The organism is Actinacidiphila paucisporea (assembly GCF_900142575.1).
GTDB lineage: Bacteria > Actinomycetota > Actinomycetes > Streptomycetales > Streptomycetaceae > Actinacidiphila > Actinacidiphila paucisporea.
The window spans coordinates 58,204-82,398 of the sequence record NZ_FRBI01000027.1 but is presented as its reverse complement, the minus strand read 5'-3'; the positions used below and the strand labels follow the sequence as shown (position 1 = coordinate 82,398).

General features: G+C 69.6%; 25 protein-coding genes. 10 read left to right on the top strand and 15 right to left on the bottom strand.

All coding sequences use genetic code 11. The features are described from left to right. Nucleotides 1–110: 110 nt before the first annotated feature. From BUE44_RS29385 to BUE44_RS29365, 5 genes are all read right to left on the bottom strand, one after another. Nucleotides 111–332, bottom strand: a complete 222-nt coding sequence (locus tag BUE44_RS29385) for a hypothetical protein (protein WP_073502047.1) — start codon at nt 330–332, stop codon at nt 111–113. Between the two features lie 264 nt (nt 333–596). After that, a complete protein-coding gene (locus BUE44_RS29380) occupies nt 597–1,367 on the bottom strand; it encodes a hypothetical protein (protein WP_073502046.1) in 771 nt (256 codons plus the stop codon). Nucleotides 1,368–1,492: 125 nt separating this feature from the next. Further along, nucleotides 1,493–2,617: a hypothetical protein gene (locus BUE44_RS36770; protein WP_073502045.1), complete on the bottom strand. Its 1,125-nt coding sequence runs from the start codon at nt 2,615–2,617 to the stop codon at nt 1,493–1,495. Nucleotides 2,618–2,952: 335 nt separating this feature from the next. Continuing rightward, nucleotides 2,953–4,044, bottom strand: coding sequence for a hypothetical protein (locus tag BUE44_RS36115; RefSeq protein WP_079190187.1), 1,092 nt, complete (start codon nt 4,042–4,044; stop codon nt 2,953–2,955). 97 nt (nt 4,045–4,141) lie between these two features. After that, nucleotides 4,142–4,681, bottom strand: a complete 540-nt coding sequence (locus BUE44_RS29365; RefSeq protein WP_073502044.1) for a hypothetical protein — start codon at nt 4,679–4,681, stop codon at nt 4,142–4,144. A 112-nt stretch (nt 4,682–4,793) separates the two neighbouring features. Here BUE44_RS29365 and BUE44_RS29360 point away from each other — a divergent pair, with 112 nt between their 5' ends. The 9 genes from BUE44_RS29360 (at nt 4,794) to BUE44_RS29320 (ending at nt 13,077) form a co-directional block, all read left to right on the top strand. Then, entirely contained in the window at nt 4,794–5,105 is a 312-nt protein-coding gene (locus tag BUE44_RS29360) for an integrase (RefSeq protein WP_143172612.1), read from the top strand. A gap of 150 nt (nt 5,106–5,255) precedes the next feature. Next, entirely contained in the window at nt 5,256–5,720 is a 465-nt protein-coding gene (locus BUE44_RS29355; protein WP_073502042.1) for a BP74-related protein, read from the top strand. Between the two features lie 324 nt (nt 5,721–6,044). Continuing rightward, nucleotides 6,045–7,148, top strand: coding sequence for a tyrosine-type recombinase/integrase (locus BUE44_RS29350; protein WP_079190186.1), 1,104 nt, complete (start codon nt 6,045–6,047; stop codon nt 7,146–7,148). A gap of 16 nt (nt 7,149–7,164) precedes the next feature. After that, a complete protein-coding gene (locus tag BUE44_RS29345; protein WP_073502041.1) occupies nt 7,165–7,515 on the top strand; it encodes a helix-turn-helix domain-containing protein in 351 nt (116 codons plus the stop codon). Next, complete coding sequence (locus BUE44_RS29340) at nt 7,512–9,935, top strand: hypothetical protein (protein ID WP_079190185.1); 2,424 nt, start codon at nt 7,512–7,514, stop codon at nt 9,933–9,935. The genes BUE44_RS29345 and BUE44_RS29340 overlap by 4 nt, the downstream gene beginning before the upstream one ends. A gap of 1 nt (nt 9,936) precedes the next feature. After that, entirely contained in the window at nt 9,937–10,557 is a 621-nt protein-coding gene (locus tag BUE44_RS29335; protein WP_073502040.1) for an HAD-IA family hydrolase, read from the top strand. Nucleotides 10,558–10,678: 121 nt separating this feature from the next. Continuing rightward, the gene (locus BUE44_RS29330) at nt 10,679–10,999 is read left to right on the top strand and encodes a helix-turn-helix domain-containing protein (RefSeq protein ID WP_073502039.1); all 321 of its coding nucleotides are present in this window, start codon (nt 10,679–10,681) and stop codon (nt 10,997–10,999) included. A 44-nt stretch (nt 11,000–11,043) separates the two neighbouring features. Then, complete coding sequence (locus BUE44_RS29325) at nt 11,044–12,702, top strand: hypothetical protein (protein ID WP_200804561.1); 1,659 nt, start codon at nt 11,044–11,046, stop codon at nt 12,700–12,702. A gap of 48 nt (nt 12,703–12,750) precedes the next feature. Continuing rightward, nucleotides 12,751–13,077: a hypothetical protein gene (locus tag BUE44_RS29320; RefSeq protein ID WP_073502037.1), complete on the top strand. Its 327-nt coding sequence runs from the start codon at nt 12,751–12,753 to the stop codon at nt 13,075–13,077. 71 nt (nt 13,078–13,148) lie between these two features. Here the strand turns inward: BUE44_RS29320 and BUE44_RS29315 are convergent, their stop codons facing one another. From BUE44_RS29315 to BUE44_RS29285, 7 genes are all read right to left on the bottom strand, one after another. Beyond that, on the bottom strand, nt 13,149–14,651 hold the full coding sequence (locus BUE44_RS29315) for a P-loop NTPase family protein (RefSeq protein WP_073502036.1): 1,503 nt from the start codon (nt 14,649–14,651) through the stop codon (nt 13,149–13,151). A gap of 28 nt (nt 14,652–14,679) precedes the next feature. Continuing rightward, nucleotides 14,680–15,135, bottom strand: coding sequence for a DUF6238 family protein (locus BUE44_RS29310; protein ID WP_073502035.1), 456 nt, complete (start codon nt 15,133–15,135; stop codon nt 14,680–14,682). Between the two features lie 35 nt (nt 15,136–15,170). Then, nucleotides 15,171–16,643, bottom strand: a complete 1,473-nt coding sequence (locus BUE44_RS29305; RefSeq protein WP_073502034.1) for an SCO6880 family protein — start codon at nt 16,641–16,643, stop codon at nt 15,171–15,173. 133 nt (nt 16,644–16,776) lie between these two features. Next, complete coding sequence (locus BUE44_RS29300; RefSeq protein WP_073502033.1) at nt 16,777–18,063, bottom strand: SCO6881 family protein; 1,287 nt, start codon at nt 18,061–18,063, stop codon at nt 16,777–16,779. A gap of 28 nt (nt 18,064–18,091) precedes the next feature. Beyond that, nucleotides 18,092–18,781: a hypothetical protein gene (locus BUE44_RS29295; RefSeq protein ID WP_407640070.1), complete on the bottom strand. Its 690-nt coding sequence runs from the start codon at nt 18,779–18,781 to the stop codon at nt 18,092–18,094. Next, on the bottom strand, nt 18,781–19,089 hold the full coding sequence (locus BUE44_RS29290) for a DUF6112 family protein (RefSeq protein WP_073502032.1): 309 nt from the start codon (nt 19,087–19,089) through the stop codon (nt 18,781–18,783). Before BUE44_RS29290 ends, BUE44_RS29295 begins: the two co-directional genes overlap by 1 nt. An 86-nt stretch (nt 19,090–19,175) precedes the next feature. After that, nucleotides 19,176–20,321, bottom strand: a complete 1,146-nt coding sequence (locus tag BUE44_RS29285; RefSeq protein ID WP_073502031.1) for a C40 family peptidase — start codon at nt 20,319–20,321, stop codon at nt 19,176–19,178. A gap of 568 nt (nt 20,322–20,889) precedes the next feature. Between BUE44_RS29285 and BUE44_RS29280 the strand changes: the two genes are divergently transcribed. Next, nucleotides 20,890–21,636, top strand: coding sequence for a DNA-methyltransferase (locus tag BUE44_RS29280; RefSeq protein WP_073502030.1), 747 nt, complete (start codon nt 20,890–20,892; stop codon nt 21,634–21,636). Between the two features lie 100 nt (nt 21,637–21,736). On the opposite strand, the gene BUE44_RS29275 is transcribed toward BUE44_RS29280, so the two are convergent. From BUE44_RS29275 to BUE44_RS37220, 3 genes are all read right to left on the bottom strand, one after another. Further along, nucleotides 21,737–22,669, bottom strand: a complete 933-nt coding sequence (locus BUE44_RS29275) for a DUF5655 domain-containing protein (RefSeq protein WP_073502029.1) — start codon at nt 22,667–22,669, stop codon at nt 21,737–21,739. Nucleotides 22,670–22,791: 122 nt separating this feature from the next. Further along, complete coding sequence (locus BUE44_RS29270) at nt 22,792–23,298, bottom strand: hypothetical protein (RefSeq protein WP_073502028.1); 507 nt, start codon at nt 23,296–23,298, stop codon at nt 22,792–22,794. Nucleotides 23,299–23,961: 663 nt separating this feature from the next. Next, nucleotides 23,962–24,174, bottom strand: coding sequence for a hypothetical protein (locus BUE44_RS37220; RefSeq protein WP_143172611.1), 213 nt, complete (start codon nt 24,172–24,174; stop codon nt 23,962–23,964). Between the last annotated feature and the right edge of the window lie 21 nt (nt 24,175–24,195).

Genomic DNA, 24,195 nt, shown 5'->3' with positions numbered 1-24,195 from the left:
CACGGGGACGGGCGGGGTTGGCGTGGGCTGGAGAGGCTGGCCGGTCGCGGAGCGGATCACGGACTGTGCCGACATCGGCGACCGGGCCAACCGGGGCGTACCGTCGGCGCTCACCGGCCGACCCTCGGCTCGGTCCAGGGGCAGGGGATGGCCGGCGACGAGCAGCTCGCTGGCTGTCGAGCAGGCCCGTGCGTCCGCTCCGTACCGGGTTCCGTCGCTCGGCAGGCGCAGCCTGGAGCCTCTTCGAAGCCGTCCTGGAGCAGGATCCGCCGGGCGGCGGCGTTGTAGCCGGTGGTGGTGATCTCCCCGGTGATGGCGTGCCGGATCGTCATGAACGGCTCTGCTGGTGCGTCGGGCACGGCGGATCTCCTATCGGTGGTGGCGGGAAGTGGTGGGGTGTTGGGCGAAGGCGAGGAGGGCCCGGAGTTTTTAGCGCATCAACGGTGCGTGGCTGGACCACGAACGATGGGCAATGACTGCCGACGTGCTCCGGGGCGGGCCTCACCGCCCCGCAGCTACCTGACTCGCCTTTCCGCACGTTCTGATAGCCGGGAGTACCGACAACGGCCATGAGAGCTGTTCCTTCGCGGTAGTCGTCAGCGGGTGCGGGAGAACGCCACGCGCGTGTCCACCGGCCGGGGGCCCGGGGCGGGGGCGGCGGGTTCGGGGACCGGGGGTGTGCCGGGCAGGTCGGCGCGGACGGGACTGGCGGCCAGCGCGGCAGCACTCAGGGAGGGCAACCGGCGCTCGGCGGCGTCCGGGCTGCGTTCCCGGGGCGCCGGCCTGGTCGGCGCGGGCGGACGCCGCGCGGTGACATCCCGGGCGAGGGCCGGCTGCACGGCCACGTGGAGGTCGGCACGGTGCATCGCGACGGTGGCCTGGGCGACCTGGTCGAGCGCCTGGTAGCGCCCGGTGGCGGGTGGCAGCACGTAGATGTCCAGGCTGGGGTGGCGCCGCCAGCCGTGCTCTTCGAGGAGCTGCCCGCCGGCGACTGCGCCGTCGGTGGTGGCGGCGATGACGCCGAGCCGGGGATGGTCGGCGAACGCGACGTCGGGCTCGACACGCTGGGACACGGTGGCGGCGGGAACCGGTCCCGGGGCTGCGGGGAAGGTGTCGAACTCGGCGTCGACCTCGACGCGGTAGTTGGCCCGGCGCAGGAGGGCGAGGGCGCGGATGGCACGGCCCGGTCCGTCGCGCTCCTGATCGGCCAGCGCGTACAGGTGGGGGTGGCCGGGGACGGGGTGGAAGTCGAGGCCGCGGAGCATCCAGGCGCTCGCGGCGAGGCGTTTGGGGTTGGTGGCAACGATGCCGAAGTCGGGGTGGCGGCCGACCGCGATATCGGGGAGCGGGTTTTCGGAAGGAGGCATGGCGGATCCGTTCAGGGCGGGCAGCGACGGCGGGGCGAGCGAGGGCGGATGGTCTGCGGGTGCGGATCATGAGGGGGTGTCTCTCCAGGTCAGGGGCGGTGGTGGCGACAGGTGGGTGAGGCGGTTCAGCGAGTGCGCTCGGGCCGGGCAGCAGGCGGGGCGGCCGTGGCGGCAGGAATGGCGGGGGTTGGAGCTGGACGGCTTCGCCGCGCGAACGGCGAGAACGCCAGCGCGGCAGCGACGCGGGGCTCCTGCGCGGGTACCGGGTCGGGCTGGGCGTGCCCGGGGTGCGCGGTGTGGCGGTCGGCCAGGGTGTTGCGCAGATTCTGGATTTCCAGCACGGAGACGCTGATGTGCTGGTTGATGCGGCGAAGGCGCGCGGCGTAGAGGGGATCGGTTTCCTCGCCGAGTCCTTCCCACCAGTCGGCTGTGGCGTCGAGGGCTTCGGTGAGGCGGTCCAGGACGCCGTCGCCGGGGGCGGTCAGCTCGCTGAGCACCGCGACGGCTTGGCTGGTGTGGCCGGCTCGGGAGATGGCCTGGGTGAGGTGGCCGAGCTGGTCGCCGAGGCTCATCTCGTGATGAGTGCCGACCGGCTGGCTGTTGTCGAGCAGGTCGGCCTCGACGGCGTAGGCGAAGCCCTCGGCGCCCAGCATGTCCACGGCCCTGGTCACCGCGCGGCGCTGCTCGACCGGGTCGGTCATGCCGGCGGGCAGGTGGTGGAAGCGCCCGTGGTGGGTCACTTCGGAGACGAAGCCCGCGCGGTGGAGGACGGCGTCGGCGGCGTTGAGGGGTTCAAGGGCGGAAGACGGCGCTGCTGAGGGTAGGCCGAGCTGGTCCAGGAGGACATCGATGGCGGCCAGGAGCGGGGCGGCGCTGCCGCCGTTCTCGGCGTGCGGCCCGCCAGGCTCGGAGTTGTAGAGCACTTCGTGCACCGCGGTGTTGTATGGGCTGCTCCGGGTGACCAGCCAGCTTCCCGGGTGGCCCGGCGGGTGGTCGGCGGGCGGTTCCTGAGGCGGGGAGATGGTCAGGGCGCTGCCGTCGGGGAGTTCGGCGTGGACGATGTAGTCGCTGAGGCCGTACTCGACGGTGCACACCAGGCCGCGCTGCCGCAGCGGGGCGGTGAGGTGGGCGTAGCCGTGCTCCGGGCCGAAGGCGCCTGCGGCGTCTTCCTGGGCGGGCGGGCCGCTGGTGCGGGCGGTGACCCGGGTGCCCTGCCGGGTGATGGTGACCGCGATCTGATCGGGCTGCATATCGGGGCCTCCTTTCTGGTCGGTCGCCCCAGGCGCCACGGTGCGATGCCGCGCCGAGTGGAAAGCCTGGGAGACGGTGCGGAGTCGAGGATCCGGCGTATCGACGGTTTGGCCCGTCCGGGACTCGGTGATAAGGCCGTCAGCGAGTGCGGCGTCCAGGGCGAGATCGAGGACCCGCATGTCCCGTCCCGGCAGCCGCGCCGCCATCGCTGCGGCGAAGTCCTGGAGACCAACGTCCGTCGGCCTGCGCGCATCGGGCTGCTGACGGGCTGGTTCAGGGTTTTGGTACATGGCGGTTCGGCCCTCGTGGCGAAGGGAGCCGACGCAGGGGGAAGTCAGCGGCCAGGGGTGTGCGGCCGTGCCGGAGGCCCGGGGGGCGACGAGGGTGTCTCGGGCGTCGGCGGTCGGCGACCGGGCCTGGACGCGGGCATTGCGGCGGTGGACCGTGCCCGCGCGGCGGCGACCCGGACAGCGGCGAACTCGGCGCGCTCCCGTTCGGCGTTGTCGATGGCGTGCAGTACGGGGCCGTGGTCGATGAAGACGGTCATCGCGTGCCAGCCCTCGGCGTTGCGCTCGTCGAGGCCGTCGTTGAAGGCGACCCAGCGGTCCGGGCCGACCTGCTGGTTGAGCACGGCGGCCAGGCGGGACTCCCAGTCGTCGCGGATGCGGATGCCCTCGGTCAGGGCGCCGGTCAGTGCCCGCAACTGGTAGCTCCACCGGTCGGCGGTGGAGGCAGGCAGCGCAAGCGCGGTCAGAGCGGCTTTCGCGTGGCCGATCGCGGCAGGGCCGTGGAAGAGGAACGTCTCGAAGGGCTGCCAGGCTTCGGCGTCGCGCTGTGCTTGCCGGATGCCGTAGGCGTCTTCGTCCAGAGGCATGCCCGCGGCGTCGCAGCGGGAGTCCGAGATCGCGTCCCAGTCGGCGAGGGCCTCCTGTGCGAGACGGTTCGCTTCGCGCAGCGCGGGGACGCGCACCGCTTCGACGGCTTGCTGATAGCGGGGCAGCAGGCGGCGTTCGATGTCAGCCGCCGCCCGGACCGGGTCGCCGGGTACGGCGATGCCGTTGGGCGTGTGGTCGGTGCGCAGCGAGCCGTCGATTCCGGGCGGCGCGAGGGCGGCCACCACGAACTGCCCGCGGTGCTGCGGGTGTGCGAGGACGACGAAGAGTTCACCGCTGGGGCCGTCCAGCAGAGCGGCCTCCTCGTGGAGGACGTCCTGCAGTGCCCACTCGGCATGGCCGTGGTCCCACAGCCTGTCCATCACGTGGACGTGGGTCGGGCTGTAGGCGAAGTAGTCGTCGGTTGCCGCGGACCATGAGCCGGAGAGCCGGCGGGCGAGGGCGTCGCTGAAGTCCCGCAGCCGGCCACGGGCCTGGTCCTGGCGGGGCGGCGCCGGGTGGAGGAGGGGCGCGTTCGGATCGGGTGCGGGCATGGCGGGTCCAATGGGGATTCGAGGGGGCGGATGAGCGGGCGCGGGCGGCCCGGTGTCTGCGGGTGTAGGGCATGGCGGATCCATCCTGATCTGCGGTTCAGCGGCGGTGGGGGTGATCCGGGCGGGGCAGCGGCAGGGGCGCCGCGGGCTCGTAGTTCGAGGGCGGAGCAGCGGTGGTGGCTCGAGCGCCGACGGCGGGAGAGGCGCTGGTGGCGGTGGTGGCGCGGCTTTGCGCGGTGTTGATGTCCTCCCAGGCGTCCACCGCCGTGTCGTAGAGGTCCTGGTCGAGTTCGCCCAGGCGGGTGACGATGCCGGTCAACTGAGTAGCAGCTTCGCTGGCGCCCGCCTGCTGGAGCTTGTCGGCGGCGGCTTCGAGGAACTCGTGGAGCCGGGGGAGCACGCCGTTCGGGTCAGTCGTGGCGAGGAGGAGCAGTTGGGCGACCTCGCTGTGCTCGGCGGCGTGCAGGCGATCGGTCCAGGCGGTGATGGCGGGCCCGACCGGGTCGGGTACGGAGCCCTCCTTAACCGACCAGTGGCGCAGGTCGTCGCATGTGGGAGCGTCGGTGTTGGCGGCGTTGATCTGCTCGGTGGTGCGTCCGGTGTTGTCGTAGAGGTCGAAGTCGGGATGGGGGAACACGGGTCGGCTCCTTCTGCTGCGGTGCCGGGTTGTCTGTAGGCCGCCGAGTTCGTTCAGGGCCGGGGCAGTGGGAGTGGGCTGCGGGCCAGGTGGCGCGGGATGCCTGTTCTGGGTGGCGGAGTTTGATGGTTCGTCGGAAATCCTGAAGGTCTGCCGGAAATCTCGACTCAGTCGTTGTCTCGCTGAACTGATGGCACTGGCAGTCATCCGGAACATCTCGCCGGCTCGTACGCTGCCGACGCAGCGCGACGTCAAGGATTTCGAGCAACGGATCGTTAATCTGGTCGCCCTGTTCGTGGCTGCGGCGAACCTGACCGACAGCCACATCGGTAATGCGCGGGCGGCCATCTTTGAGTTCACGCGGATTTCGAGCGGCCCACTGTGGACTGCGTCGTGCGACGACGCTGATCTCAGCCGTCGCTGATCCCATCAGCCCGGTCCCTGATTGCAGGTTGGCGGACGTCATCTGCGACGCGAGCCCCGACATGATCACGATTACTCCTAGTAACTGATTCAATGCTTCTCGTGGTCAGTCGTGATGTGCACGACGCCCGTGAACGAGGAGAGAACCCACATGCGACGCGTGTTCACCAAGGCGGCCGGCCTGGCCGCTGTCGGCCTGCTGGCTTTCGCTACGGCGCAGCCCTCTCAGGCCGACAGCCCCGACAACCAGTCCGTGCGCGCCGCCGCCGAGGGCCCCGCGTACTTCGTGATGACGGACATCACGCGCGAGCAGTTCGTCGTCAAGCTGACCAAGCCCGGGGACATCGAGCATGCCCGGGAACTCGTCAGCGGGGAGACCGCCGACCGCCCCCACCTGTTCACGCGGATCGTCAAGCGGACAGCCACCTACAACCCGCGCTGGAGCTTCCACGCCAACCCCGACACCACGGAGTTCTTCGACCAGGCATTCGAAGTCTGCGATGCGACCATCCCGTACGTCGAAGACCACCTCGACGAAGCTGGCGGCGCCTTCCTGCCCGGTGCGGCCTGGTGCGACTGGACCTCGCGCCTCATCAGGGAGGTTCCCGCCCCGTAGCTGACCGACCGGACCGGCCGACGCCGAACCCACCTCGGAGGCCCAACCCACCCGGGATTCCTCGGGCCGGCTGCCGCCAGCCCGCCCGAGGAGACCGCACCATTGCCGGAGCCGGCCGGCAAAGGCATTCCGCAGGTTCCGATAACCGGGTCCGCCGACGAACCCTCGGGAATTGCATCAGACGGGCGAGAAGTCGCAGGTCGCCTGGTCGCGACGGGAATCGGAAGGAGTTCGTGGAGCCTACAAACTGGCCTTCTGAGCAGGGGTGTTGCCGAATAGATCCCTTCTGATGCATGATTTGCCCTCCAGAAGGGATGGTCTGGAGTGGTGCATCAGCGCAAGGTGGCCCTGGCCGGGGCGGCCCATATGGAGCTCGTCTCCGGGCTGGTCCAGCTGCGTCCCGAGGACGCGATGTTCGACGCGATGCTGCGGGGCTGGCGTGCTCAGCAGAAGTTGCGGGGGCTGAAGGACGAGACGATCGACCCGAGGGAACGGCTGATCCGCCGGTTCCTGGACTTCACGAACGAGTACCCGTGGCGATGGACGCCGGCCCACCTGGACGAATGGTCGGCGTCGCTGACGAGCGAGAAGCACTTGGCGCCGTCCACGGTTCGCAGTTACCAGGGCACTGTCCGGCTGTTCACCGAGCTCCTCATTGACGCCCGCTACGGCTGGGGTCCGGCATGCGAGGAAGCCTTCGAAACCTTCCCGGTGGCGATCTGTCACGAGTGGAATACCCTGCCTCACCTGCAGGATTACGAGGGCGACCCGGAGGCGAGGCCCTTCACGCGGGAAGAGCTGCAGCTCTTCCTCGACTACGCCGACGACCAGGTCGATCGCGCGGTTCGGGCGAAACGCAAGGGCGCCCTGGCGGCCTACCGTGACGCCACCCTCTTCAAGGTGATCTACGGGTGGGGGCTGCGCCGGACCGAGACGTCCAAGCTCGATGTGGTCGACTTCGGCCGCAATCCGCAGGCTGGGCAGTTCGGCCGGTACGGCACGCTCAACGTCCGCTACGGCAAGGCGAAGAAGGGGCAGCCGCCGCGGCGGCGGAACATGTTGTCGGTGATGGACTGGGCCGTCGAGGCGGTCGCCGACTACGTCGAGAACGTCCGCCCGCGCTTCGGATTCCCGGATCATCCGGCTCTGTGGATCACCGAGCGCGGGGGCCGCCTGCAGCCCGGCTCGATCAACGACCGGTTCGAGGCATACCGGGACGCCCTGCAGCTGCCCAAAGCGTTGACCCCGCACGGACTTCGCCACTCATACGCCACGCATCTGACCGAGGACGGGGTGGACCGGCGCTTCATCCAGCAGCAGGTCGGCCACGAGTGCGACAGCTCCCTGGCCATCTACACGCACGTCAGCGACGACTTCATGAACACTTCCCTGCACAAGGCACTGGCCCCGGCGTTCGCCGGGGCCTGACAGGAGGGATCCGGCGATGGCCGCCAAGCTCGACTACCACTGGCACCTGCGCAAAGTCATGGCCGACCGCGGGATGTTCTCCACCACCGACCTCCTCGCTCCGCTCGCCGAACGCGGCATCGCCCTGTCCTCCAGTCAGGTCTACCGGCTCGTCGTCGAGCGACCCGAGCGACTGAGCCTGAAGATCCTCATGGCCCTGCTCGACATCCTCGACTGCACCATGGACGACCTCATCGAGCCCATCGCGGCGGCCGGGACCGTGAAGAAGCCGAAGAAGGCAGCTGCCGGCGGCTTGGCACCCGATGCGGAGGGACTCGGCGGACTGCGGCCAAAGCGGGCTCGGATCAGAGGTGTTGACCGGTCATGACCATGGCTGGCCAGCCCGATCGCGCCGTCACCGACCCGGTCGGCTTGATCACGGACCTCGTCTCCGACGTCGAGAAGCAACTCAGCGCCGAGACGATTCGGGCCGTGGTCACCGCGGTCGCGGGCGGCCGCGCGAAGTCACGGCAGCTGGCCAAGGCCCTGGAGACACGGCCCGCAGTCCTGAGCGACGGCCGGTCCCCGGCGCCCCGGGCCATCGGCGATCTGCTCATCGAGCTCCGCAAGGCCGGCGCCTCGGCGACCGTGTCGCCGGTCTGCGCGGAGTGCGGCAAGAAGCTGCGGACTCTCCAACGCAAAGGCAGGGACTGGTACTGCGGGGTCTGCGGGCAGGAGACCGCCGAGTGCACCGCCTGCGGAAACGTCCGACGCGTCGGCTTCCGAGACCGCAAGGGCCTGCCACGCTGCAAGATGTGTCCCGACACCGACGACCGGGATCCCGTCACGGTCGTCCACGAGCTGATCGCCACGATTGCTCCGGGCGCCAACCGTGACGTGGTCGCCGAGGCCCTCCGCCGGACGGCACCGCACCGTCCCCACTATCGTCAGCGAGTGGTCTGGGCCCTGGAGGAGAACCCTCGCCTGCTGACCCGAGAGGGCTATCGAGCGCCGCATCGCGCCATCTTGAAGTTCGTCGACCTGCTGCACGAGGCCGGTGTCGCGGGGATCGTCCGGCCCGCCTGCCCTCGCTGCCAGCGCGTGGTCCGCATCGACAAGCCGCTCGACGGACAGCGAGTCTGCCGCAACTGCATCGCCAAGTCCCGCATCGAACAATGCGTACGCTGCGGAGCCCGGCGCGAGCCGGCCACCCGCGACGACCAGGGGCGACCGCTGTGTCCGAACTGCCTGATCACCGACCCCGCGAATGCCGAAGTCTGCATCAGCTGCCGCGAGCGACGGCGAGTGCAAACCCGCACCCCCGAGGGTCCTCAGCGCCCCAACTGCTGCCCCCTGCCTATCGTGGTCTGCTCCATCTGCGGCCGCACCGCACCCGGCATGCTCTCGAAGCTCACCGGCCTGCCCCGTTGTCGCGGCTGCTTCCAACGCCAAGCCCGCTGCACCGCCTGCGGACGTGTCCGCGGCGTCCACTCCGGCACCGCCGATGCCCCCGTCTGCGGGCCCTGCACCGAACCGGATACCGAGCTCTGGCACCCCTGCCCCACCTGCGGGCAGGCCGAACGACTCCGTGCTCCGGGGCCCTGTCGTCGCTGCACGCTCAGACAGCGGCTGCACGAACTCCTCGCCGATGGCACCGGCGCCATACCGCCGAAGCTGCAGCCTCTTCACGACGCTCTGGCCAGCACTGAACGCACGGCCACCGCCATGCGCTGGCTGGCAGGCGGCATCGTCGCCACCGTCCTGTCCGATCTCGGCTCCGGCCGCCGCCCCCTGACCCACAGGGCCCTGGACGAACTCCCCGAGGGCAAGGTCGTCGAGCACATCCGCAGCGTCCTCGTCGCTACCGACGTCCTGCCCGCCCGGGACGAGCAGATGGTCCGCCTCGAACGGCACGTGAAGGACCTCGTCGCCTCGCATGTGACCATCGAGGGCCGGAAAATTCTGCACCGGTACGCAACCTGGCACCTCCTGCGCCGGCTCCGCCGACGCAGCCGCGGCAAAGAGATCACCCACTACCAGCTCACCGTCGCGCGACAGCACCTGCGGGCGGCCGTCTATCTCCTGGACTGGCTGGAAGGGCAGAACCTGACCCTGGTCACTTGCCGACAGTCCCACCTTGAACGCTGGATGACCAGCGACGACATCCGCCTGCGCCGGGAGGCAGGCCACTTCGTGCGCTGGACCCTCGCCCAGAAGATCACTCGCGACCTCAGCTTCCCCGCCGAACGATGGAACGGCCCCACCCAGCCGATGGACGACGAAGCCCGCTGGGCCACCGCCCGACGCTTGTTGCACGACCACACCCTCAAGCCCGAAGACCGCCTCGCCGGCCTGCTGTTGCTCCTTTATGCCCAGTGGCCCGCCGCGATCTCCCGGCTCACCGTCAAGGACGTCGAGGAGAGGGACGGAACCGTCCGCATCCGCCTCGGCGCCGTCCCGGTCGAGCTACCAGAGCCCGTCGCCCAACTGGCCCTGCAGCAAGTCGAAGTCCGACGCAGCCATGCCGTCCTCGGCCGCACAGACTCTCCCTGGCTCTTTCCCGGCGGCCAGCCCGGCCGCCCGATCAGTGCCTGGGCCATGGGCGAACGGCTCCGCAACCTCGGCATTCGGCTCGCCGAAGCCCGCTCGACCGCCCTGTTCCAGCTCGCCACCGAGCTGCCCGCAGCAGTCCTCGCCCGCACCCTCGGCCTCGACATCACTGTCGCCGTCAAATGGCAGCGAGCCGCCGCCGGCGACTGGGCCGCCTACGCCGCCGAGGTCAGCGACCGAACCAGCACCCAGGAGTGACATGCCTCTTCTGCCCTACGACGCCGTGCTCTGCGACATCGACGGCGTGATTCGCCATTGGCCGGCCGCGGACGAGCTGGAGCAAGAACACGGACTTCCCATCGGCGCACTCGCAGCCGCAGCGTTTGCACCAGCCCGCCTGCACCCGGCCATCACCGGGCAGATCACCGACGAGCAGTGGCGAACGCTGGTCGCCGCCGACCTCGCCGCCCACCACGGATCAAAGGAACGAGCGGATGCGTCGGTGGGGGCCTGGTCCGCCCTCCAGCCCATCGTCGATCAAGAAGTCGTCGCGCTGCTCGAGAAAGTACGCGAGGTCGCGTCCGTCGCCCTGGTCTCCAACGCAACCACCCGGTTGGAGTGGGACCTGGAACGCCAAGGACTCGCCGACCTCGCCGATGCCGTCGTGAACACCGCGCGCATCGGCGTCGCGAAACCCGATCTTCGTGTCTACCGCACCGCTGCCGAGCGTCTCGACGCGGCGATCGACCGCTGCTTGTTCATCGACGACACCGAAGCCAATGTCACAGCGGCCCGCGAAGCCGGGATGACCGCCCTCCACTACCGCCAGCTCGAAGATCTACACGAGGCTCTATCGCCGCTTCTCAACGGATCGAATTGAAGGGCATTCCGGGAGTTTCAATACCCGACGTCACCATTACACGTCCGCAGCGATCACATCGAGCGTGCCTGGACGCATGCCAACCGGCGGCTGGAAGCCCGCTTCGAGGAGGAATGACGACATGCAGTGGAACCTGCGGATGAAGGCGGCCGAGCGCGGCATCTGGAAGTCGACCGAGATGCGGCGACTGCTCGCCGAAGCAGGCGTGGAGATCAGCGCGGGCAAGATGTCCCAGCTGTGGACCGGCACCCCCAACGTCGTCCGCCTCGACGAACTGGACGTGATCTGCGCCATCTTGGACTGTGACCCCTCCGCGCTGCTGATCCGCGAACCGGACAAGGTGGCGGCGAAACGACCGACTGAGCAGCAGGCCGCGACGGCGCACTCGATCGCACCCGTCGCTCCCCGCTTCGGGCCCAACCGTTCAGCGCCCCCGCTATGAGCACCCCTCCTCCGTCCAAGTGCGCTGCGTGCCAGGTCAACCGCGTGGCCTGGACCAAACCGCGCGTCGACCTGTGCTATGCGTGCCTGCCCGGGGGGCCGTTCGACGCCCCGCCGTGCCGGGCCTGCGGATCGCCGGCCTACTTCAGCCAGGGCCTGTGCGAGCGGTGTCATCCCGGGGCGCCGTTGTATCCGGGCTCGTGCGTCGGATGCCTGGCCTTCGGCGTCTACCGGGGCAACAGCTGGCTGTGCTGGACCTGCCGCTGGTGGCGTCAGCACTACCCCGTGGGCGGATGCCTCTACTGCGACCGCACCAGCGCGATCAACGGCGAGGGGGCGTGCCGCCTGTGCTGGGAAAACGCTCGCCGCGTCCAGGAGATCGGCCGCGCTGTCGACCTCGGCCAGGCCAACCGCCACGGGCAGCAGCTCTACCTGGCCAACAACCAGTACGACGTGACAGGCGCCAAACGCCGGCGCATAGCCAAGGAGCGACAGCAACGCCGGCTCCAGACGCCCGCGCCTGCGCTGACCATCGTCGGCTGGCGCCAGCTCTTGCTGTTCCGCATGCCGCCCCACCAGGGAGCGGTGAAGAAACGGGCGCTGACCCAGGACTCGCCACTGCTGCGCTACTGCAACCAGGCCCTGCGCGAGCATTCCGCCCGGCACAGCTGGAGCAAGCGCCTGATCAACGGCGTCGCCCACACCATCAAGCTCCTGGAGGTGCTCCAGGAGACCCCCGGTGCGAAGATCCGTGCCAGTGATGTCCTGGCCAGCGCCCGCTACGGCGCCACCGTGGTGTCGACCCTGGAGATCCTCGACGCCGCCGGAGTCCTGGAAGACGACCGCATCCTGGCGGTCGAGCGGTACTTCGCCCGGCACACGGCCGGCCTGCCCACCGGTATGGCCGATCAGCTGCAGCTCTGGTTCGACACCATGCTCCAAGGCAGTGACCAGGTCCCCAGGCGACGGCCCCGACACGTGCAGACCATCCACATGCACATCCTCGGCATGGCCCCCATCTGGCAAGCATGGGCTGCCCAGGGGCACGAGTCCTTCGCCGAGATCACCACGCACGACGTGCGCAAGGCCCTGCCTGTCAGGGGCGCGACGCGGCTCTTCGCCGAGCAGGGCCTGCGCTCGCTGTTCACCGTGCTCAAGGCCAACAAGCGCATCTTCACCAACCCGACCCGCGCGATGAGTCCCACCCCGACCAACACGACTATCCCGCTGCCCCTGGACACCCAGAAGATCCGCGACGGCCTCAACTCGCCCGACGCCGCGTCCGCACTGGCCGTCGCCCTGGTGGCCTTCCACGCTCTGACCGGCCCACAGATCCAGGCCCTCACCCTCACCGACATCACCGACGGCAAGCTCACCCTCGCGCACCGAACCATCCCGCTCGCCGGTCCCGTCAAGAGCCGCCTGACCGCCTATCTCGACCACCGCGCACGGACCTGGCCGAACACGCTCAACCCGCACCTGTTCATCAGCCGGAAAACCGCGCCGCGCACCAGACCCGTCGGCACACAGTTCCCCTGGACGACCCTGGACGTCACACCCCGGGCCCTCCGCGACGACCGGATCCTCCAGGAGATCCACGCCACCGGCGGAGACGTCCGCCGGCTCTGCGACTTCTTCGGCCTCGGCATCGACGCCGCCCTGCGCTACACCACAGCCCCCGAACGCCCCCTCCCCACCCGGTAGATTGACGCCGGCGGACAGCAGGAACGGATACCTCGTGAGGGCGGGCACATGACAGGCAGCACAAGACTCGAACGGCGCATCCGACGCGACTTTCCCGAACCCGGCTCCGCGCCGGAGATCCTGCGCATCCTCAACGCACTCCCGGACGCTGCTGGCTACGCCAACGAGGAATTGCGCAGCGAGCGCATCCGCGCCGCGATCGTCCTGTTCGCCCGGGGCGACATCACAAAATTCCGCCAGGCCGTCGAGCTCGCGAAGCTGGACTGGCGCGACGTCCTTGTCGCGGGAGAACTCGCAGATGCCGATTGGGCCATCCGCCTTGACGCCGAGCTCGGCCCTGAGGGCCAAGGTCCCCGAACCCACGACTCCACATAGACTCATCGACGCACCTCAAAAGGACGAAGCGGCAGTGACAATGCTTCAGTTGGAGTGAACTCACGTGGGATTCAGCGCATCCGGGCGTCGGTGTCGAACAACTGCCGCTCTGCTGGGTGGAGCAGGTGCTGGGTAATGAAGCTCCGGCCTGCGACTTTCCACAGGCCCCGGCCCTTGGTCAGGGCGGAGACGGCCTGGGTTTCGACGCCGGTCAGGCCGAGCAGGCTGGCTGCGGCGGTGAGCTGGTCGGGTTCCTGGCGGTAGATGATGCGGGTGGAGCAGTCGGCGAGCAGGCCCTCGGCGAGCACCCGGCCGCGTGAGCCGGCGTCGCCCGCGGACAGCAGGTCGCTGAGGCGGTGGATGACCATCAGGTTGGCGATGCCCAGACCGCGGGAGAGTTTCCACTGCGACTGCATGCGCTCCAGCAGGCCGACGTGCCGCATCACGCGCCAGGCTTCGTCGTAGATGACCCAGCGCCTGCCGCCGTCGGGGTCGGCGAGGGCGGCTTCCATCCACGCCGACGCGCAGGTCATGGCGAGGACCAGGGCGGTGTCGTCGCCGGAGCCGCCGAGGCGGGACAGGTCGATGGACAGCATCGGCGCCGCAGGGTCGAAGGCCACGGTCGACGGCGCGTCGAACATGCCGCTGAGGTCTCCGTGGACGAGGCGGCGCAGGGCGTGGGCGAGGTCCTGAGCTGCGGTGCCCATGTGTCCGGCGTGGTCGCCGAGCGCGTGGTCGAGGCGTGCGGGTGAGCCGAGGACGTGGGCGATCTCGCCGAGCAGCGGCACGGTGCCGGACGCCTCGGCCTGGGCCACGACCACGTCGAGGGCGAGGTCGAGCGCGGTGTGCTCCATTGGCAGCAGGTCGCGTGCCAGGACGGTGCGGGCCAGGCCCGCCAGCAGGAGCAGTCGGCGTTTGCGGGTCTCGGTGGCCCAGTCGGTCTCGCTGACCGCCTCGGGTTTGGCGGGTGCGTCCAGGGGGTTCAGCCGGCCGGGCAGGCCGGGGCCGAGGGCGATGGTGTAGCCGCCCAACGCCTCGGCGACGCCGGTCCATTCGCCCTTCGGGTCACAGGGGACGTACACCTTGTATCCGTGGGCCACAGCCCGGGTGGCAATGGACTTGGCCAGCGCGGACTTGCCCATGCCGATAATCCCGGCCAACACGACGTTCGGGTTGGTGAAGCCCTCGATCCTACCGCTGGAGTACAGCGAGAAAGGGTCGTAGCAGAACGCCGCCTCGGCATGGACGTCCCGGCCGATGAAGATCCCCTCGGCACCGAGGCCGCCTTCGGCGAGGAAGGGGTAGGCCCCGGAGACGGTGGCGGTCGTCATGCGGTGGGCGGGCAAGCGGAGCTTCCCGCCGCGGGCGGAGGCCGGACCGGGGCGCCCCGGGGGCTGGTAGGTCGGCCGCAGCTCCGGGTCGAGGCCCTCCTCTCCCTCCCGCTTGGGCGGGGTTTGGGCGCGGCGGGCCTGGCGGCGGGCTTCGGCGAATCCGGCGCGGGCAGCGCGCTGCTGGGCGCGGGTTGCTTTGCGGGGAACGAACAGGGTCGTGGCGCTGGCGCGGGTGCGGGGCATGAGCGTTTCTCCAGACGAACCGATGGGGTCAGTGGCGGACGAGGCCGGTGAACGGCCCGTGCAGGTCAGCCGGGGTGCTGCGGCGGCGTACCAGCCGGGCAGCGACCTGGTGGCGGCGGCAGATGGTCAGCTCGGGTGCGCCCTCAGGGAGCCCGGCACGGCACGCCTCGCGGTCGGGAACTTCCCCGGAGTCCGGCCGGGGCGCGGAGTGGTAGGCGGCGTGAAGGTGGTCGGCGGCCTGCCAGATTCGAGTGCGCGCGGCACTCAGGCAGTCGCCCTCGATCGGCACGAGTGAGCCGGTGCGCACAGCGTGTGCGTCGAGCAGCTCGAACACGGCGACCAGGTGCTCGTGCAGCGAATCCAGTTCCGCCCGGGAGGTGACGAGAGGGCCGGCGGGGATGTTCAGGGCGCGGTGGAAGTCGAGGGCGGCGGTGGCGAAGGGCACGAAGTCCTGCGCGGTCGGCGTGCTGGCGGTGCGGGACATGGGTGCTCTTTCAGCGGGAAGGGGTGGGGCCGGCATCAGGCGGCAAGCGCGAGCGGCAGGGCGGCGGCGGTGAACGCCTCGGCCTGCTGCCAGCGCAAGGCCCGCAGATCGAGCTGCGCACCGACCGCCGCGGTCTCCACGACCGCGCACGCCGCCCGAAGTTCGTCCTCGGTGTCCGCGCTGACGGTCAGCAGTCCGGTCAGGGCGACATCGGCGTGCCCGGCGATAAGCTGGCGCTCACGGGACTTGATGTCGGCGTATTCGATCGAGTCGGCTTCGGAGTCGACCTGACCGCGACGGGACCGTTCGGCAGCGTCCGCGATCACGGAGGCTTTCTTGCGCTGGACGTCGCGCAGCGCGGCGTCCAGGCCCTTCGGCTCGTACGACAGCGACAGGGTGCGGCGCACCCCGGCGGTGAACAGGAGCTGGTGTAGAAAGCCCGCGCTGGTCTCGATGCGGGGCCAGTTCTCGATCCAGTAGGTGGTGTGGAAGGCCGTGTCGGTGGCGATGTGGTCGGCGGACTCCACCACCACGACCGGGCCGGCAGCAGCCGGGTCGGCTGCCGGGCGGCCGGAGTCCGACCAGCGGTCCAGCGCAGCCAGGGCCTTCGGGTCGTAGGCGGTCCGCACCACTGCCGCGATCTCCATGGCCGTGAGCCAGCCGGAGGGATTCAGCCCGGCGGTACGGGCGGCCTGGTCGAAGGTGGAGGTGAGTTGGGCGAGCACGGAGAAGGCGCCGGTCAGGCCGCCGCCGGCCTGATTGATCAGCCGCCGCGCTGCCTTGACGTCCAGCGACACCGCGACGTACGCCTCGTGCGGCGCGGCAGCTGGACCCGCCGAGGCGATGAGTTCGCTGTAGACCTGCCCTGCGAGCGGGGCGTTGGGGTTGCCGTGCTCCTCCCAGTACCGGCGCAGCGCGTCACCGGAGTCGGGGACGGTGCGCTCGACCACCTGGATCCGGGCCACCTGACCCGTGCGGGCAAGCGCCGCCAGCGCCCTCCCCCACCCGGCCACGTTGGCGTTCTGGGTTCCGGGGTCGAGCAGGGCGTAGGCGCGGCTGCTCACCTTGACCACCGCGGTCAGGGTGCCGGTGCCCGGGTGGTGGACGGCGCCGTACCGGCCGTCGGGCGCGGTGACCACCCGCAGCGAGGCGGCGGTGCCGGGCAGGTGCAGCAGCCCCTCGCGGACCGGGCGGCGCGACGGGCGGGCCAGCCAGAGGAGCTGGCCCTGGGTGCGGCGCAGGGCGTAGCGGACAACGATCGGTGTCCAATCGGCCAGGCTCCGCCCCTGGGAGCGGACGAAGACCAGCAGCAGGACAGCGGCCCACAGCGGGATGAGTTCCAGTGCGCCGACCACGCCCCGGGTGAGGATGACGGCCAGAAGCAGCAGCCCGGTGAGGGTGACCACGATCAGTTGCGGAGCGGTCAGGCCCAGCAGAATGCCCCGGCGGCTGCGGTGCGGGAACTTCACGGTGGCCAGGGCGCCTTCGGCGGCGCGGTTGTCAGTCATAGCGGTTCCAGAGAGTAGAAGCGGCAGGGAGGGACGCGGGGTGGGATCGTGGCCGGACTCATGAGCGGGGTGCGGGAGGGAGGGGGCGGACAGCGCACCGGGGATTGCTGCCCGCCCCCGAACGGATGGCCGGTCAGGATTCGGCGGACGGCCCCATCGCTCCTGGGCCGGAGCCGTTGGCAGGCGGAACTGCTGCGCCGGAGGTGTCAGCCTCGGAGCCGCCTGTGTCACCGGAGGCAGGACGGTTGATCAGCGGTGGGATGCCGGGGCGTCGGATGAGGGCGCGGCCCTTGTCACCGGGGGCGTTGTCGTCCTCGCCGTAGCGGAAGGTGGTCCTCGGCGCCGGGGTGCCGTCGATGCCTTCCTTGCTCAGGTGCGCCCCGGCGGGGTTGATGCCCGAGGCGACGCCGTCGGCGCCGGCACCGGGCACCTGGCTCGGCCCCTGCGGTGCGGGTGCTCCGGTGCCGGCCTGCATGGCGAGGGTGCCCGCGGTCTTGGCCGCACCGGCGGCGACCGCCATGCCGGCGATGCCCGAGCGGTGCAGGTCGTCGTGGCCGCCGCCGTCGGACGCCCAGTGCACGAACTTGTACGTCGCATAAGGGCAGAGCAAAACCAGGATCATGACGACGAGGCCGGCCATCGCATCCGACAGTGCGCCGAGACCGTCGGCAGGGTCTGACTTGCCCATCGCGGATACCCCGATCAGGAACACAACGGTCATCAGGAGTTTGGAGACCACGAGGGTGGCGGTGGCTTCGATCCAGCCCCTGCGCCAGCGCTTGGCGACTTCCCAGCCGCCGCCGGATCCGGCGAAGATCGCGAGGGCGACCAGGATGAGCACGCCGACTTTGCGGGCGACCATGACGCCCCAGTACATGAACGCCCCGATCGCCATGCCGAGCGCGACCAGTGCGGGAACGCCCCAGCCCAGGCCGAACATCGCCCCCAGCTCGTTGACTTCGACCACACGACGTATTGCATCGTCGATGGAGGTGTTTGCGGCCTGGAAGAGGCCGTCGGACAGGGCGTCCACCACCGTGATGGCGACCGAGGTGAAGGCGACGGCGCAGAAGGAGAACAGGACGCCGACCATGGTGCCGATGGCGGCTTGGGCCAGGGCGCGTTCGTCGCGTCGCCAAGCGGCGAACATCAGCTGCAGGCAGAACGTGCCGACTGTGAGGGCCAGGCCGATCGGAAGGAGCAGCTCGTAGTTGTCGCGGAACCAGGGGGCGTTCAGGTCGATGGCGGTGGTCTCGTTGACCGCGCGGGCGGCGAGGTCCGCGGCACTTGCCGCCAGGTCGCCAGCTGACTTGGCCAGCCATGACCCGATGCTGTCGGTGATGGCGCTGCCGGCACCGGAGGCGATACCGCCGACGGTGTCGCACACCGTGGATACCAGGGGAATGTCGCAGGCTCCCATGACGGAACCTCCTTTCAGGAGCGGGTGGTCAGGGGGCGATGTTGGGCAGGACGCCGGCGAGCGAGCAGGGGGCGGAGGGGCGGCACTGGACGGCGAGGGTGATCGCGCGGGCCTCGGCGCCGCCGAGGGGTGAGCCGGTCCAGGCGATGGACTGCTGGCCGGTGACCGTGACGGCGTAGACGTAAGCGGCGGTGATCGCGCCGGGGTCTGCCTGCAGGGCCTGGGTGAAGGAGGCAGGGAAGTGCGCCTCGGCAGCGGTAGCGGTGGCGAACTGGGCGTTGTCGGCCATCCGCTCCCACAGCACCGGCGAGGGCACGAGGGCGTCGACCGAGGGGCGGTCGGCGTACTTCGTCTCCGTGGTCAGCCACCGGTGCAGAGCGGACAGCAGCTCGGGCTGGGAGTACGCGCGGGCGTCGTAGGACCACAGGGCAACGGCTGCCGCCTTCCCGAAGACGATCGGGTCGTGCGTGTCCGGCGGCACGGGCAGCGCGCTCTTCACACCGTGCGGTGGTGGCGTGGTCGCTGCCGTGGAGGAGCCGGGTGTGGGGGAGGCCGAAGCCGTCTGCCGGATCGTCGGCCTAGTGGGGGAGCGGCTGTCGCGGGTGAGGTAGGCGGCAAGTCCGGCGAGCGCGACGAGCACCACCAGGACCGCGGTGCCCAGCAGCATCCGTCGGCGCATGCCGGACATGCCGTCGGTGGGTGAGGGGGTGGCAGGCATCAGTGGACCTGCGTTCCGAGCGTGGAGAAGAACGCCACGATCCCGTTGGCGGCACCCAGCAGGAGGGCCGCGCCCGCTGAGACCAGGACGCCCTTCTTGCCGTTGGCCTCGGCCTGGTGACCGCCGGAGTGGTGGCCCCAGGCCCACACCCCGGCGCTGACCGCCATCGCTCCGACCACGGCGATGATCCCGAACAGGTTGATCGAGCCCATCACCTGCTTGAGCACAGCCAGGCCCGGCAGCCCGCCCTCGTTCGGCTTGATCCCGGGGTCGTAGGCGAGCCGTATCACCTTGTCGGCGAGAAACATGGGGAACTCCAGTTCGATTTATGGGCCACAGCTCGACGGGGCGCAGCCGCGGCGCGGAGAAGAAGAGGGGGAGGGGGAAGCGCCGGTCAGACGACTCGGCGGGCCGCGACGATGAGCGGCTTCCAGTCGGCGAGGGTGTTGATGTCCACCACGGCGCCGGTGTGTGGGGCGTTGACGATCAGCCCGGAGCCGATGACCATCCCGACGTGTTCGGGGTCGGTGGCCGTGCCGCCGGTGAAGACCAGGTCGCCAGGCGCCAAAGCGTCCACGGAGACCGCGGTGCCCTCCTTGACCTGTGTGTACGTCGTCCGTGAGAGGGTGACCCCGGCGGCCCTGTACGACTGCTGCATCAGCGAGGAGCAGTCGCACTTGCCCATCGGATCCTGGCCGTGGGAGTCGGTGCAGGACCCGCCCCACTGGTAGTCGGTACCGAGCTGACCGAGCGCCCAGCGGATCGCGGTCTGCACCGCCGCGGGAGCATCAGCCGGGATCGTGTACCCGGCCGGCACCGAACCCGGCGGGATGACCCCGAAGTCGGTACCGTCCGTACCCGGCGCACAGCTGCCTCCGACACCCGAATGCACGGGGCTGGCGGTAACGGAGCCCGACGGGGTGGGAGTCGGCGTGGCACTGCCGGTCGGTGCCAGCAGCGGTTCCAGTGCTTTCCGCAGGGCGGTCGCCAGCGGATCCCACTTCGCGTAGGCGTCGGGGAGGGCCGACTTCTGCACCGCCTGGGCGGCCTGGGCGACCGACAGCGACTGCCAGCCGGAGACCTGCTCCAGCGCCTCGTAGAACTTCGTGGAGGCGTGGACCGGGTCGAGGATCTCGATCGCGGTACCCCAGCCCTCCGACGGCCGCTGCTGGAACAGTCCCAGCGAATCACGGTCACCGTAGGTGGGGTTGCGCAGGCCGCTTTCCTGGAGCGAGGTGGCCAGCGCCACGATCTGCCCGCGGGCGGGGATGCCCATGGCCATACCGGTGGCAACGATGGTCTTGGCGTTGGGCACCTGCTCGGCCGGGTTGCCCAGGCCCGAAACGGTGACGGTGCCGGTGCTGCTGCCGTCCAGAATGGCCTTCACCTGTGCGGCGACCGCTGCGTTGTCCACAGCCTGTGCACCGCCGGTGGAACACGAGGCCGCCGTGCTCCCGGCGGTGATGCCGAGCAGGGGAACGGCCAGCAGGAGCGGACCGGCAGCGGCCAGGCCGACGACGGCTCCAGCGGTCTTCTTCATCGCCGCCACCGCCCGCCAGGGCAAACGGCGCCATCAGGCAGTGGGGTTGGGGCGGGGCGTGGGCGTATCAGGGCGTGCTGCATCGCAACTGCTCCTCGGTGTAGGAGGCGCGGTGCCGGCTTCTCGTGCAAAGCCGCCGGCACCGCGCCGGTGTGAATCTGCCCCTGGGGCGGGGCCCGTGTCACGGGAGTTGGTAGCTCCAGGACGCCGGTCTCAGGTCATGCGCGGCAGCTAGCCGCGCTCGTAATCTCAGGCGATACACAACAGGCCCCCGGTAGATGTGGAAAGCGGCAAGCGAACGTGCTTTTCCGGCCGCCTACTTGGACTCGGCAACACGGATCGGCACAGGTCAACGAAGGTGAGGCGGTGCCCCGGCTCGGTGACTTGGCGAGACAGTAGACCGGAAATCCGGACGCACCAAATGACCTCCGCCTGGGCCGAGGAGAGGGCCTGGTCTCGTTAGGACGGTCCGTAATTCGCGGCTACCCTCCGGCGCAACCCCCGCTTCGAATGGCCGCCTTGGCATTCCCCGGAGCGGGCAGCTCTCGCGCCCAGAAAGGCCCCGCGCATGACCTACACGCTGCACCGAGGCGATGCCCTCACGGTGCTCAAGACGATCCCCGACGAGTCCGTCCACGCCGTCATCACCGACCCGCCGTACAACAGCGGCGGGCGCACCAGCTCCGACCGTACCGGCCGCACCGCCCGCGCCAAGTACGTCACCAGCACCAGCGCGCACGACCTGCAGACGTTCCCCGGCGAGAACCGCGACCAGCGCAGCTACCGGTCATGGCTGACCGACCTGCTCACCGAGGCGTACCGGGCCGCGGTCGAGCACGCGGTGGCCGTGGTGTTCTCCGACTGGCGCCAGGAACCCACCACCAGCGACGCCCTCCAGATGGCGGGCTGGACCTGGTCGGGCACGATCCCCTGGATCAAGCCCGCCAGCCGCCCGAGGAAGGGCGGCTTCAAGCAGGCGTCGGAGTTCATCACCTGGGGTGTCAAGGGCAGCCTCGACCGCAGCCGGGACCTGTACCTGCCCGGCTACTTCATCGCCTCCCAGCCCCGCAAGGACCGCGTCCACATCACCCAGAAGCCGATCGAGGTCATGCAGCAACTCGTACGCATCTGCCCCGAAGACGGCACGGTCCTCGACCCGTTCACCGGCAGCGGCTCCACCGGAGTCGCAGCCCTACGCGAAGGCCGCCACTTCATCGGCGTCGAACTGTCCGACCACTACGCCGCCGTCGCCGAACGCAGGCTCCAGGCAGAGATGACCCAGGACGACTTCGTCCTGGCCGGACCGGAGGAGTGAGCGTGAGAGGCACCAGACCGGGCCGACGGACCTGCAGAAATGAGAAAAGGGCGGATGGTGCATCGAAAACCCGATGCACCGTCCGCCCTTCCCCATGCCGTCAAGCCGCCTCGAACGCCCGCCGGATCAGCGGCCCCGCCTTCTCCAGGTCGGCCGCCGACGCGATCCGGACCTCCAGGTCACCCGTCCCCAGGTGCCCGATACCGCGCATATCGCGCGAGAAGCCTTCCTCCAGCACAACCGTGTCCGGGTCGAGAGAGAGGTAGGTGAGGATCACACCGTGCGACGGACGGAAGATGACCGAAGCGCGGTTTACCATCAGCCGGTAGGCGACGTAGTGCCGCAGCATCCGCACCTCGACCTCGCCCCATGCGGTGAGCGCCTCGTCCAGCTCGCCGTACAAGTCCCGCAGACAGGCCGGCGCCGGACCGGTGGTTGCCTGCGGCAGCGCCAGCTCACCCTCGTTGCCGGAGCCGAGAGGTGTTCTTCTACGCCGCGGCTGTGGCGGCACCGAGGTGGCGGATCCGGCTCCGGACTCGACCAGCAGCAGGCTCAGCAGGCCGCCGTCGAAGACGCGGTAGCGAACCAGGTCGATGGGCCTGGGGCTGTCGAGCACTGCCACCCGGTCGTGGTGGGAGAAGCCGGCAGCGATACAGATAGCCCGCGGGTTTCGCCAGTCGATCGACTCGACCGCCTCGGAGCCCAGCCTCTCCTTGACCAGGGCCTCGAACTCGAACCGCGCGGAGTGCAGCCAGGTCAGGTACGAGACGGCCTGCGGGAGGACCCCGCTGTCGGAGCCCTTCTTGAATTCGATTACCACCGGGGTGTTGTTCTCATCGAGACCCAGCGTGTCGATCCGGCCCCGGTGCCACCGGCCCGTCGGATACTCCGACGCGAGGAAACGGACGCCGAGCATCACCTCCATGCTCGTCTCAACCCGCCGCTGAAGCTCTACCTCCAACGCGACCGTGGAGCCGCCCAGCTCAACATCGTGTCCATCGGCGGTCTGCCGAAACAGTTTCAGGTCGGTCACCGTGAGTCCCCCATAGTCGGCCCTACAGGGAAGCCAATCGAAACCGGCAAGGCTGTATTCCGCACACAGCAATGATCCTGGATAGTAACTGTCCAGCGGGCGTTCCCTGCTGACCCGGGGCCCTACTTGGTTTCCTCGGAACCGTCCTCGCTCGCTCCAGCGATCTTGCCGCCGACGAACACCACGCCCAGCCCGAGGGCGGCTGCACCGGCAGCCGCCACCACCTTCATCCCCGCCCCCAGGAACTGCTTGCTCTCGCTGTCCTTCTCGTATACCCGCTGCACATTTCGTTCTAGGCGGTCGTGGAGGTTCTCCCGCTGTGCCCAGTTGAGGTCGTCCCGACCGAGGTCGGCCTGCAGGGCGTCCCGCTGGTCCTGTGAAGCCTGGTAGAAGTGGTTCTGACTGTTCTCGTTGGCTGCGAGAGTAGACCTGTGGGCCTCTGTGACTGCATCGATGTCGGCCTTGCCCAGGTCCTTGAAGGCGGGGAATTGCTCTATGAGCTTGAGGCGCACCTCGGTGGCCATCTCGGGCATCGCCGCCGCGAACTTGAGCACCTTGTCCTTCGACAAGTTCCGCCAGCTCGGGATACCCAACCTCCGCTTGACTGCTGCTTCGTTCGCGTCGCCCATTCCCTGACTCCGTTCGTCGTCCCGTGAGGCATCCCGGATAGTAGTGGTGCCCACCGACAAGCCTCACTTTTTCGTCCTCGGCCTAGCCGTATCCGGGGGCCAGGTGCACCCACTGCGCGTCAGTCAACGGCGCGCCCCGACCAACGATCGCATGCTGACCGAGATGCCGATGACGTTCGAGGCCGCCGTGGGCATGTGGATGCTCAGGCTGGAGGTCACGCGGAGTCCGACAGCCGAGAGCGTGTCCCGGAAGGTGCTGCGAGACGCCCGCGCCGAATTTCGCGTCGGGTGGACCAGAGATACCAGGACGACCGAGGCCAGCTCCAAGGCCGGGCAGGCGCCAGCGCCGGCAGGTTTGCGCTGCCAGAGGGAACCGCGGCGCAAGCCCGGGAACAGGCCGATGCCTTCACTGCAACCCTCGGCTGCACGTCAGGACTGGCAGATCCAGTCTTCGCCGAGGTCCGAGCAGCGCTGCGCCGTCGCTGAGCCACCCAACTTCTGGGCGCGGACAGCACCGCGAAGACCACGCTGTAGGAGCGCGACAACGACGCTCTGACTGCAGGAGCTCTCGTCTGGGTGACCATGTGCGGTCAGACTGCGGCCGGACGCCTTTGGACGAGGCAGCACAGGGTCTCATGGCCCAGCTGCTCATACCGGCTCTGATCAGGAAGGACACGTGTTCTCACCCTGGGCGAGCTGGACGGCGATCCGCGCAACGAGCATCGAGCCGATGAGCCTGGGCTCGCCAAGATCGTCGCGCATACGGTTCTTGCCTGGCGCGGGAACATCCCTCACGTGCCACAGCAGCCCTTTTGGGATCTCGCGGAACCACTTTTCTCGCTGGGCCGTGAGCTCTCCGGACGTGCTGTGCGACATGCTTCCCGCTGGCGGATGAGG

Coding starts and splice junctions, on each gene's coding strand:
- BUE44_RS36770 (WP_073502045.1), bottom strand. CDS start 2,617: ATGCAGCCCGATCAGATCGCGGTCACCATCACCCGGCAGGGCACCCGG.
- BUE44_RS29290 (WP_073502032.1), bottom strand. CDS start 19,089: ATGTTTCTCGCCGACAAGGTGATACGGCTCGCCTACGACCCCGGGATC.
- BUE44_RS29340 (WP_079190185.1), top strand. CDS start 7,512: ATGACCATGGCTGGCCAGCCCGATCGCGCCGTCACCGACCCGGTCGGC.
- BUE44_RS29385 (WP_073502047.1), bottom strand. CDS start 332: ATGACGATCCGGCACGCCATCACCGGGGAGATCACCACCACCGGCTAC.
- BUE44_RS29320 (WP_073502037.1), top strand. CDS start 12,751: ATGACAGGCAGCACAAGACTCGAACGGCGCATCCGACGCGACTTTCCC.
- BUE44_RS29330 (WP_073502039.1), top strand. CDS start 10,679: ATGCAGTGGAACCTGCGGATGAAGGCGGCCGAGCGCGGCATCTGGAAG.
- BUE44_RS29355 (WP_073502042.1), top strand. CDS start 5,256: ATGCGACGCGTGTTCACCAAGGCGGCCGGCCTGGCCGCTGTCGGCCTG.
- BUE44_RS29380 (WP_073502046.1), bottom strand. CDS start 1,367: ATGCCTCCTTCCGAAAACCCGCTCCCCGATATCGCGGTCGGCCGCCAC.
- BUE44_RS29285 (WP_073502031.1), bottom strand. CDS start 20,321: ATGAAGAAGACCGCTGGAGCCGTCGTCGGCCTGGCCGCTGCCGGTCCG.
- BUE44_RS29315 (WP_073502036.1), bottom strand. CDS start 14,651: ATGCCCCGCACCCGCGCCAGCGCCACGACCCTGTTCGTTCCCCGCAAA.
- BUE44_RS29295 (WP_407640070.1), bottom strand. CDS start 18,781: ATGCCTGCCACCCCCTCACCCACCGACGGCATGTCCGGCATGCGCCGA.
- BUE44_RS29305 (WP_073502034.1), bottom strand. CDS start 16,643: ATGACTGACAACCGCGCCGCCGAAGGCGCCCTGGCCACCGTGAAGTTC.
- BUE44_RS29345 (WP_073502041.1), top strand. CDS start 7,165: ATGGCCGCCAAGCTCGACTACCACTGGCACCTGCGCAAAGTCATGGCC.
- BUE44_RS29280 (WP_073502030.1), top strand. CDS start 20,890: ATGACCTACACGCTGCACCGAGGCGATGCCCTCACGGTGCTCAAGACG.
- BUE44_RS29270 (WP_073502028.1), bottom strand. CDS start 23,298: ATGGGCGACGCGAACGAAGCAGCAGTCAAGCGGAGGTTGGGTATCCCG.
- BUE44_RS29310 (WP_073502035.1), bottom strand. CDS start 15,135: ATGTCCCGCACCGCCAGCACGCCGACCGCGCAGGACTTCGTGCCCTTC.
- BUE44_RS36115 (WP_079190187.1), bottom strand. CDS start 4,044: ATGCCCGCACCCGATCCGAACGCGCCCCTCCTCCACCCGGCGCCGCCC.
- BUE44_RS29335 (WP_073502040.1), top strand. CDS start 9,937: ATGCCTCTTCTGCCCTACGACGCCGTGCTCTGCGACATCGACGGCGTG.
- BUE44_RS29300 (WP_073502033.1), bottom strand. CDS start 18,063: ATGGGAGCCTGCGACATTCCCCTGGTATCCACGGTGTGCGACACCGTC.
- BUE44_RS37220 (WP_143172611.1), bottom strand. CDS start 24,174: ATGTCGCACAGCACGTCCGGAGAGCTCACGGCCCAGCGAGAAAAGTGG.